At 45.4% G+C, this 9,765-nt stretch carries 8 protein-coding genes and 1 pseudogene; 5 read left to right on the top strand and 4 right to left on the bottom strand.

The features are described from left to right. Positions 1-158: transposase (locus L5M11_RS23250; RefSeq protein WP_259573881.1), on the bottom strand; the 158-nt coding region annotated here is incomplete at its 3' end. 493 nt (positions 159-651) lie between these two features. On the opposite strand from L5M11_RS23250, the gene L5M11_RS23255 reads away from it, so the two are divergent. Genes L5M11_RS23255 through L5M11_RS23265 form a run of 3 tightly spaced genes read left to right on the top strand, consistent with a single transcriptional unit; the run spans position 652 to position 3,841 of the window. Continuing rightward, positions 652-921, top strand: coding sequence for a chaperone NapD (locus L5M11_RS23255; RefSeq protein WP_071940060.1), 270 nt, complete (start codon positions 652-654; stop codon positions 919-921). Beyond that, positions 918-3,413, top strand: a complete 2,496-nt coding sequence (gene napA, locus L5M11_RS23260; RefSeq protein WP_263178615.1) for a nitrate reductase catalytic subunit NapA — start codon at positions 918-920, stop codon at positions 3,411-3,413. Before L5M11_RS23255 ends, napA begins: the two co-directional genes overlap by 4 nt. Next, positions 3,410-3,841 (top strand): nitrate reductase cytochrome c-type subunit, encoded by a 432-nt coding sequence (locus L5M11_RS23265; RefSeq protein ID WP_263170176.1) that lies wholly within the window; start codon positions 3,410-3,412, stop codon positions 3,839-3,841. Before napA ends, L5M11_RS23265 begins: the two co-directional genes overlap by 4 nt. A 268-nt stretch (positions 3,842-4,109) precedes the next feature. On the opposite strand, the gene L5M11_RS23270 is transcribed toward L5M11_RS23265, so the two are convergent. After that, positions 4,110-4,262 (bottom strand): hypothetical protein, encoded by a 153-nt coding sequence (locus L5M11_RS23270; protein ID WP_263143059.1) that lies wholly within the window; start codon positions 4,260-4,262, stop codon positions 4,110-4,112. Positions 4,263-4,355: 93 nt separating this feature from the next. Here L5M11_RS23270 and L5M11_RS23275 point away from each other — a divergent pair, with 93 nt between their 5' ends. Further along, on the top strand, positions 4,356-5,243 hold the full coding sequence (locus L5M11_RS23275) for a LysR family transcriptional regulator (RefSeq protein ID WP_105251505.1): 888 nt from the start codon (positions 4,356-4,358) through the stop codon (positions 5,241-5,243). A gap of 154 nt (positions 5,244-5,397) precedes the next feature. On the opposite strand, the gene fusA is transcribed toward L5M11_RS23275, so the two are convergent. Both fusA and L5M11_RS23285 read right to left on the bottom strand, forming a co-directional pair. Continuing rightward, complete coding sequence (gene fusA / locus L5M11_RS23280) at positions 5,398-7,491, bottom strand: elongation factor G (protein ID WP_107402610.1); 2,094 nt, start codon at positions 7,489-7,491, stop codon at positions 5,398-5,400. 440 nt (positions 7,492-7,931) lie between these two features. Further along, positions 7,932-9,386: a diguanylate cyclase gene (locus tag L5M11_RS23285; protein ID WP_263193396.1), complete on the bottom strand. Its 1,455-nt coding sequence runs from the start codon at positions 9,384-9,386 to the stop codon at positions 7,932-7,934. A 233-nt stretch (positions 9,387-9,619) separates the two neighbouring features. Here L5M11_RS23285 and L5M11_RS23290 point away from each other — a divergent pair. Continuing rightward, positions 9,620-9,765: pseudogene (locus tag L5M11_RS23290) on the top strand (IS4 family transposase); the annotation flags it as partial.

Below are 9,765 nucleotides of genomic sequence, written 5' to 3' on the forward strand. Positions count from 1 at the left end.
TCTTTAGGTAAATCTCGCCAAGGGATACCTGTTCTAAGGCGGTAAAGAATACCTTCGAATGTTTGTCTATGTTCAGGTTTGTCATAAACACGGCCTGTGCTTTTCATTAAATGAAATAGCTTTTCCCAGCGTGCATCGGTTAGCATAAGTCTTGGCATGGCTTGAGGTTATGGTTACTTTTGGCGAAGCAAATTATAACGTCTTGCCATGCTGTCTAAAAATTACTCTCGAAAGATCAACAGACCCTAATTATTCCTAAATATGTTCTATCGAAGGATTTTGCAAACATGCACGTCAGCTATTGCTCTTACTCAGAAATTTTATAAACACCTGTAATTGGTAAAAAGTATAGGATTCCTATCTACACACTTGTGCTTCCGTTAATGTTCACGGGTTCCAGATATGCACAATAGTATTCTCCATAAATGTACTCCTCACTATGTCCTAGTGACGACAGTGCTAACCGCTTAAATATCAAACTGGGAGTTAGATCACTCGCAAAACTTTGATCCGGATCGACTATCGCTTTCAATACCTCTTGTGAGGTATACCCACATTTTTTATCAGGTCTAGACTCGCCAGTATCAGCACTCGGTTACCCTCCTTTTTAATCTTAAGTAACCGAGTTTACGCTACTACAGGTCATCCAATATGAGTCAGGAATACCACGTCACCAGCCTTGTGGTGCATGCCACGCCTAAAACCTTACAGCAGGTTGAAGCCAATATCCGCGCATTAGTGGGTACTGATATTCATGCAATTACACCCGAAGGAAAATTGGTCGTTACCCTAGAAGGGAGTAGCCAAAGAGCGATTCTTGACAATATTGAAGCCATCAATGCCCTGTCCGGCGTGTTATCTGCCAGCTTGATTTACCACCAAGTAGAACCCTTAGTACAAGAGAGTGAGGAAATATTATGAGCATAAGCCGCCGCGAGTTTCTCAAGGCCAACGCAGCGGTTGCCGCTGCGACGGCCGTTGGCGTCACACTTCCCATTAAGATGGTCGAAGCCGCCGAACAAGCTGACAGTATCAAGTGGGATAAAGCTCCCTGCCGTTTCTGCGGTGTGGGGTGTAGCGTATTAGTGGGCACCCAAGCGGGCAAAGTGGTCGCCACTAAGGGCGATCCTGAAAGTCCAGTCAACCGTGGCCTTAACTGTATTAAAGGTTATTTCCTATCAAAAATCATGTACGGCAAGGACAGATTAACCACGCCATTGCTGCGGATGAAAGACGGCAAATACCATAAAGAAGGTGAGTTCACCCCAGTCAGCTGGGATGTGGCCTTCGATACTATGGCCGCGAAATGGAAACACAGTCTCGCCACCAAAGGCCCGACGTCGGTAGGTATGTTTGGCTCTGGTCAATGGACTATTTGGGAAGGTTATGCCGCCTCTAAACTTCATAAAGCAGGTTTCCTTACCAACAACATAGATCCCAATGCGCGCCACTGCATGGCCTCAGCCGTAGGCGGCTTTATGCGCACCTTCGGTATCGATGAGCCCATGGGTTGTTATGACGATTTAGAAGCCGCCGATCAGTTTGTGCTCTGGGGCGCAAACATGGCGGAGATGCACCCAATTCTGTGGGCACGAATATCCGATAGACGTTTAAGCAGTCCAACGTGCCGAGTGCATGTGCTGTCGACCTTTGAGAACCGCAGCTTCGATTTAGCCGATAACCCTATGGTGTTCCGCCCACAGTCGGACTTAGTGATCCTCAACTATATCGCCAATTACATTATTGAAAATAAAGCCGTTAATACCGACTTTGTCACCAAACACACTAAGTTTGCCCTTGGGGTTGACGATATTGGCTATGGTCTGCGTCCCGAACATCCGTTAGAGAAAAAAGCCAAAAATCCGGGCAATGGTAAATCCACGCCCATTAGCTTTGACGAGTATGCCAAGTTTGTCAGCACTTATACGCTGGAATATGCCGCTAAGATGAGTGGCGTCGAGCCAGAGAAGCTGGAGATTTTAGCCAAAGCCTATGCCGACCCTAAGGTGAAAATCATGAGCCTGTGGACCATGGGCATTAACCAACACGTTCGCGGCGTGTGGGCGAACAACATGCTTTACAACATCCATTTGCTCACGGGCAAAATTGCCACACCGGGTAACAGTCCTTTCTCATTAACAGGTCAACCTTCGGCTTGCGGTACTGCACGTGAAGTCGGTACTTTCGCCCACCGTTTACCCGCCGATATGGAAGTCACTAACGACAAGCACCGCGCCATTACCGAAAAGCTATGGCAAGTGCCTGAAGGGACCATTCCCGCCAAACCTGGCTACCATGCCGTACTCCAGAGCCGTATGCTCAAAGATGGCAAGCTCAACTGCTACTGGACCATGTGTACCAATAATATGCAGGCAGGCCCTAACATCAACGATGAGATTTACCCTGGCTTTCGTAACCCAGAAAACTTTATCGTGGTTTCAGATCCTTATCCAACCATCACAGCCATGGCGGCAGATTTAATTTTGCCAACAGCAATGTGGGTTGAAAAAGAAGGAGCTTACGGCAACGCCGAGCGCCGTACTCATATGTGGCATCAGCAAGTAAAAGCCCCAGAAGGCGCAACCTCAGATCTGTGGCAACTAGTCGAATTTTCGAAACGATTCAAAGTCTCCGAAGTCTGGCCAGCCGAACTGATAGCCAAACAACCGGAATACGCGGATAAAACCTTATATGAAGTGCTATTTGCCAATGGCGTGATCGACAAGTTCCCAACTTCCGATTGCAAAGCCGAATTAAACGATGAGAGCGAACACTTCGGTTTCTACCTGCAAAAAGGCATTTTCGAAGAATATGCAGCTTTCGGTCGTGGCCATGGCCATGATTTAGCCGACTTTGACCGTTACCACGAAACCCGCGGCCTACGCTGGCCAGTCGTTAATGGCAAAGAAACGCTGCGTCGTTTCGTTGAGGGGAGCGATCCTTATGTCAAAGCGGGTGAAGGCTTTAAATTCTATGGCAAGCCAGATGGCAAAGCGGTGATTTTCGCCCTGCCCTATGAGCCCGCCGCCGAAGAGCCGAATGAAGAATACGATTTATGGATGTCGACTGGCCGCGTGCTGGAGCATTGGCACACTGGCTCGATGACAGCCCGCGTACCAGAGCTTTACCGTGCCTACCCCGACGCGCAAATTTTCATGCATCCAGAAGATGCGAAAGCTCGCGGCGTACAACGTGGTGACGAAGTCATAGTGGCTTCACCGCGCGGTGAAGTGAAAACCCGAGTTGAAACCAAAGGCCGTAACAAACCGCCACGCGGCGTAGTATTTATGCCTTTCTTCGATGCGCGCCAGTTAGTCAACAAACTGATATTGGATGCAACCGATCCCCTGTCAAAAGAAACTGACTTTAAAAAATGCCCAGTGAAAGTCTTCAAGGCGGAGAATAACCAATGAGAAAAATACTCACCTTAACTGCGTTACTCGTCGCCATTACCGGCTGTTCAGGTCAGCAAACCGACACCAACGTAGCACCAGTTAATATTCAATCCCTCGCAGGAAACATGGCGATCACCGACATTCGCCCAGCCAATGCCATGGCGATTTATCCTAGTCGCGGCACCTCTATTGAGCGCAGTTTTAGCGAGCAACCACCGCTCATCCCACATAAGGACGATTACAAGATCACCTTAGATAAAAATGGCTGTTTAAGCTGCCATAGTTGGGACAAGGCAAAACGCATGAAAGCCACACCAGTAGCTAAATCCCACGTGATTGATGATAAAGGCACAGTTAACGGACATAACTATGCCTGTACTCAATGCCATGTCGCTCAGGCCGAAAACAAGCAACCACTCGTCGAGAATCAATTCTCCGTCCAGTAAACCACACTCCCCTGCAGAGCAAAGCCACCCGAGTTTATGAGGATGGCTTTTTTGCTATTTAAGCATCCAATCCTAATGAGTTAGCTTAGAGCCAGTAATGAGTATTCAAGTAAATATAAGACTAAACGTCTATCGCTGGTTCAGCGTCCGTTGCTGAACAGTACTTTCACCAAGGAAGGGATTGAGCAGAAGTTAAAAAGGCAAAGTGAGAATCGAGGGAAATAAAAATAAGAGCAGAATCTAAAACACAGAAAAGTAAAAACCCAGCCTAGGCTGGGTTTACTTGTTGTTTTGCTTTATGCAAATTACCCGCTGGAGCCGTTTTAGTTACTTGCGCCGCTTTAGCGTTTTGCACATCTTTTGCCACAGGCATAGCCGCCTGCCACAAAGCACCTACCCACAGACTTGAACTTGATTTCATCGGTATTCCCCTGTTTTGTTAACAAGGTCAAAGTAATACTTAGGCTATCATTAGTAAAATGAATAAATTCCATAATATGGATTCCATTTGAGCATGAACATCCCAATCAAGACCTTACAGTGTTTTCTGACCTTAGTGGAAACTGAAAACTTTACCCGCGCCGCGCAGAAATGTTTTATCACCCAGCCGACACTAAGCAAAATAATCCAGAGACTTGAAGAAAGCCTTGGTGAAACCTTGCTGATCCGGAATAACCAAAAGGTTGAGTTAACTCAAGCTGGTCAGCTCTTTGAGCACAGTGCACGGGAAATCCTCGGCCAATGGCATAGGCTGCAGGAGGACATGAGTAACCTTAGCGGTCTTAAATCGGGGCGGTTGCGACTGGGTGTATGTCCTATGATGAGCAGTCTTATTATTGGTTTGCTCACTAGCTATCGTAAGCGTTATCCGGGAGTTGAACTACACATGTATGAGTACGGTGGATTCGGCTGCGAACAAGCATTGCTCAATAACAGTCTCGATATCGCCTTTACCGCGCTCCCCACGACCCATGAGACAGAACTCGTCAACCAACCCCTAACTAAGTACCCTTTACTCGCATGCCTGCCTGAAGGACATCCCTTAGCCGAGAAAGACCACTTAAAATGGCAGGACTTCCAGCCCTATCCTTTTATCCTCTATAACGAAGACTTCTCCCTCGCTAAACTGATTAATCGCCTCAGTCGCAAAGCAGGTGTTCAACTCAATATTGCCTTTCGCAGCGGCCAGTGGGATTTCCTCGCCGCCATGGTCGAAGCCGATATGGGCGTCGCTATTTTACCTGAGCCTATCTGCAATCGATTAAGCACCAGCAAACTGGTCTTTAAACCTATGCAGCCCGCAATGACATGGGATCTGGCGCTTATTTGGCGCCAAAGTTTACCTTTAACACCGGCGGCCAAGGCCTTGCTTGAATTGAGTAAACAAAAAACTGAACGCTGAGAAGATAAAGCAAGAACTAATACCAATCACATTATTTTAAACAACGGGATACGAAACTTCGTCAGCCGTAGCGGGTGATTACAGTTGGATCTCTCCCATAAAAAAACCGCTGCGAGCCTAGAGGCCGACAGCGGTTTTTAAGGTAAGTTAAGAATTACTTCTTAGCTTCAGCAGCCTTACGTTCTTTAACTTGAGCAACAACTTTCTCAGCTACGCTAGCTGGACATTGGCTGTAGTGTGAGAACTCCATAGAGAACTGACCACGACCAGAAGTCATTGTACGTAAAGTACCGATATAACCGAACATTTCTGATAACGGTACGTCAGCTTTAACGCGAACACCTGTTACACCAGCAACTTGGTCTTTGATCATGCCGCGACGACGGTTTAAGTCACCGATCACGTCACCCACGTTGTCATCTGGGCTGAACACGTCAACTTTCATGATTGGCTCAAGAAGTTGTGGTTTAGCTTTAGCGATAGACTGACGGAAAGCGCCTTTAGCAGCGATTTCGAACGCGATTGCTGATGAGTCAACTGCGTGGAATGCACCGTCAGTTAATTCGAACTCAACGTCTAACACTGGGAAGCCAGCGATAGTACCTGTGTTCATCATGCTCGCGAAACCTTTCTCAACTGCTGGCCAGAATTCCTTCGGAACGCTACCACCAACAACTGAAGATTTGAACACGAAACCAGTGTTTGGCTCACCTGGGCGGATGATATATTCGATCTTACCGAATTGACCAGAACCACCTGATTGTTTCTTGTGAGTGTATTGATCTTCAACCATTTGAGTAATGGTTTCACGGTAAGCAACTTGTGGCTCACCTACGATCAATTCAACACCATAAGTACGCTTCAGAATGTCTACTTTGATATCTAAGTGAAGTTCGCCCATACCTTTAAGGATGGTTTCACCTGAATCTTCGTCAGTTTCTACGCGGAATGATGGATCTTCAGCGATCATCTTACCGATTGCGATACCCATTTTCTCAGAACCGCCTTTATCTTTTGGCGCTACTGCGATAGAGATAACTGGCTCTGGGAACACCATAGCTTCTAAGGTAACTGGGTGTTTCACGTCACATAAAGTGTGACCAGTTTGAACGTTCTTCATACCCACGATAGCGATAATGTCGCCAGCTTGAGCAGATTCAATTTCAATACGGTCATCAGCTAGCATTTCACACATACGGCCGATACGTTCAGTCTTGCCAGTCGCGCTGTTCAGGATGGTATCACCCTTCTTCAGACGGCCTGAGTAGATACGTACGAAAGTCAGGGCACCGAAACGGTCATCCATGATTTTGAACGCTAACGCTTTTAATGGCTCATCAGCAGAAACGATAGCGAATTCGCCAGTTTCGTTGCCTTCTTCGTCAGTTAATGGCTGTGGTTCAACTTCGTCTGGTGCTGGTAAATAATCAACAACAGCATCAAGAACCAGTTGCATACCTTTGTTCTTGAACGCAGAACCACAGTATGTTGGGAAGAAAGCCATAGTACGAGTACCTTTGCGGATACAACGCTTGATATCTTCGATAGATGGCTCTTCGCCTTCCATGTACGCTTCCATCACAGCATCGTCTTGCTCAACGGCAGTTTCGATCAGCATTTCACGGTATTCTTCAACCATGTCAACCATGTCAGCAGGTACATCTTGGATATTAAAGTTTTCTGGTAAACCAGACTCATCCCACACGTATGCTTTACGAGATAACAGATCAACAACACCAGTGAATTCGTCTTCAACACCGATTGGCAGAACCATAACCAGTGGAGTAGCAGCTAATACGTCTTTAGTTTGCTTAACTACGCGTAAGAAGTCAGCACCCATACGGTCTAACTTGTTTACGAAGATAATACGCGCAACTTCAGATTCGTTCGCATAGCGCCAGTTAGTTTCTGATTGAGGCTCAACACCGCCTGAACCACAGAATACACCGATACCGCCATCAAGCACTTTCAGAGAACGATAAACTTCAACGGTGAAGTCAACGTGTCCTGGAGTGTCGATAACGTTGAAACGGTGATCTCTCCAGAAGCAACTTACAGCAGCAGACTGAATAGTAATACCGCGCTCAGCTTCCTGTACCATGAAGTCAGTGGTAGATTCGCCATCGTGAGTCTCACCGGCTTTATGGATTCTTCCTGTTAACTTAAGGATACGCTCGGTGGTCGTGGTTTTACCCGCGTCAACGTGAGCGAAGATACCAATGTTTCTGTATTTGGATAATTCGGTCATGATTCAACTTTAATGAGTAGTTTAAGAAGTAGACGGAGTATGCGACAAATACCGACACACCGCACATCAGATTATTTTAGGCGCATATTGTAAATTGGAACCCAGCTACACGCAAATGGATAGCGCACTTTTTCACGATAAAGTCGCGTAATAATTTAAGGAAATCGCCATAAATACGAACTAAAACAGATAAGTAAAACACTTTAGCTTATTTTTCACTCAATCAATAAAAACCGTTAAATAAACCTCATTTTAATGGGATAAAGCGATTTTCAAGGGATTTCTATCATATCGTCAGTACAAACATCATACATTAACCTGCAAGCATGGATGCTAGAACAATCATGTTATACCTATCTTCAAAATAGAGATCACATCCGCGACTCACTTCAATCGCAGTCTTTTACCCAAATAACCACAAATCAGTCTTGAGTAAACCCTTACGTGTCGATGCACATTTGATTACGCCCTTGTGCTTTAGCACGATAAAGGGCTCGATCTGCCCGCTCAAAACACAATTGTATAGGTTCGTTTTCTGCGAGCTTAGCGACACCAAAACTACAAGTTAAGTGAACATTGTCAGTAAATTGATAATTGTTAATCCTCTGCGCAATCCGCACACACAAGCTTTCAACTAATGGCAATGATGACTGTTGGCAGAGGATAACAAATTCTTCGCCACCCCAACGTGCGACCACATCAGAATCACGCACACAGTGCTGTAATACCTGAGACACTTGCTCAAGAATGCGATCGCCGACGTTATGCCCTAGCATGTCATTAATCTCTTTAAAGTAGTCGATATCAATCATTACAAGGCACATGCCTGCCCCAGCAGATTTATCATGCTGCTCGTTATTAATAAAAAAGCGATTAAAGTAATGTCGGTTATACAATTTAGTTAATGGGTCGTGGGTTGATAAAAATTCGAGTTCGGCATTTGACGCTTCAAGCTGTTCGCGTAAAGTTTCCAACTGCTTATTCTTATCGGTTAATCTTCGATTATATTGACTCATAAAGTAAGTTCTCGCCCCCAACATTAGGAGCAACAGACATGTCGCGCAGATAATTTGATACACAAGCGAATAGTTAGTCTCATCTATCACAGTCACATTATTCCACTTCTGATAAATCGTGATCCGCTCTTGCTCACTCACAGTGTTTAAGGCTTTATTTATCACAGGTAACAAGGACTCTTGACCATAAGCGACCCCCATCCGTAACTCATCTTCCGGCCCGCCCCAACCCGCAATTTTTAAATGTTCAAATCCCATTTGTTGAATGTAAGCGTTAACCGAAAACATTGACCCAACAAACAGATCTGCACGTTTATCCAGAACCGACTGCAATCCCGCAGGTTCACTGGCAACAGTAAGCATCTCTATCTGAGGATAATAATGCTGAATATACTCAGCTAAACGATAACCTTTGGGCACGGCTAAAATACGCGTATTGATATTCTCCAATCCTTGCAGAAAAGGCTGTTCTTTAAGTGAAACAAGCACATTTGGTGAGCGGAAATAGACATCACTGAAGTGCAGATAAGTCTCGCGTATTAGCGTTTTATTCAACATAGGGGTTAAATCGCACTGACCACTTTGCAAAAAAGATAAAGTTTCGGTCCAAGAAGATGTCGGCACTAGCTGAAACTTAAGGGAAGAATGTGACTCAACATGACGAATATAATCCGATGAAATCCCCAGATGTTTACCTTCTCGTATTCCTTCATAGGGCAGCCAATCAGGATCAACGCAATAACGGACTATCACAGCAGACTTGGCGCTAACATCTTGATCCGCAAGTTTAGTACTAGACACCATGAAACGATCAGCATTCACCAGTAATGGCATACACAGCAATAGCGACAATAACCTCAATAAGCCACGCAATTCCATTGAAATTTCAACCTAAAAGCTGATGCTAGATGGGGAATGTAAAAAGTGTATACGTGAAAACCACACAATACCAATTCCCATCATTGCTTATACGAAACGCTCGTTTGCCCATTGTGTCTTAACGCCTTCGTCTAGCGAATCCCCACATAAATTCGATGGGATTCAAATAAGTAGACACGCATGATGCTGTTTGATCTAATCAATTTCGCCAAAAACCTACTAGATCCAACATCATGCGTGATATCGACATATTACACGATTTACTCAAAAAACAATGCCCTCAAATACACCAAAAACGCCTTAATTCTCTGATGGTTGCTACTGAGTCTTTACTCGATGGCAATCAACTCTCGTTAACCCAGTTAGGACGGAACATAAC

It is taken from the genome of Shewanella sp. SM87, from assembly GCF_025653705.1.
GTDB lineage: Bacteria > Pseudomonadota > Gammaproteobacteria > Enterobacterales > Shewanellaceae > Shewanella > Shewanella oncorhynchi.

What these genes read in the sequence shown, in the direction of transcription:
- L5M11_RS23270 (WP_263143059.1), bottom strand. Translation starts at nt 4,262, where the DNA reads ATGAAATCAAGTTCAAGTCTGTGGGTAGGTGCTTTGTGGCAGGCGGCT.
- fusA (WP_107402610.1), bottom strand. Translation starts at nt 7,491, where the DNA reads ATGACCGAATTATCCAAATACAGAAACATTGGTATCTTCGCTCACGTT.
- L5M11_RS23285 (WP_263193396.1), bottom strand. Translation starts at nt 9,386, where the DNA reads ATGGAATTGCGTGGCTTATTGAGGTTATTGTCGCTATTGCTGTGTATG.
- L5M11_RS23265 (WP_263170176.1), top strand. Translation starts at nt 3,410, where the DNA reads ATGAGAAAAATACTCACCTTAACTGCGTTACTCGTCGCCATTACCGGC.
- napA (WP_263178615.1), top strand. Translation starts at nt 918, where the DNA reads ATGAGCATAAGCCGCCGCGAGTTTCTCAAGGCCAACGCAGCGGTTGCC.
- L5M11_RS23275 (WP_105251505.1), top strand. Translation starts at nt 4,356, where the DNA reads ATGAACATCCCAATCAAGACCTTACAGTGTTTTCTGACCTTAGTGGAA.
- L5M11_RS23255 (WP_071940060.1), top strand. Translation starts at nt 652, where the DNA reads ATGAGTCAGGAATACCACGTCACCAGCCTTGTGGTGCATGCCACGCCT.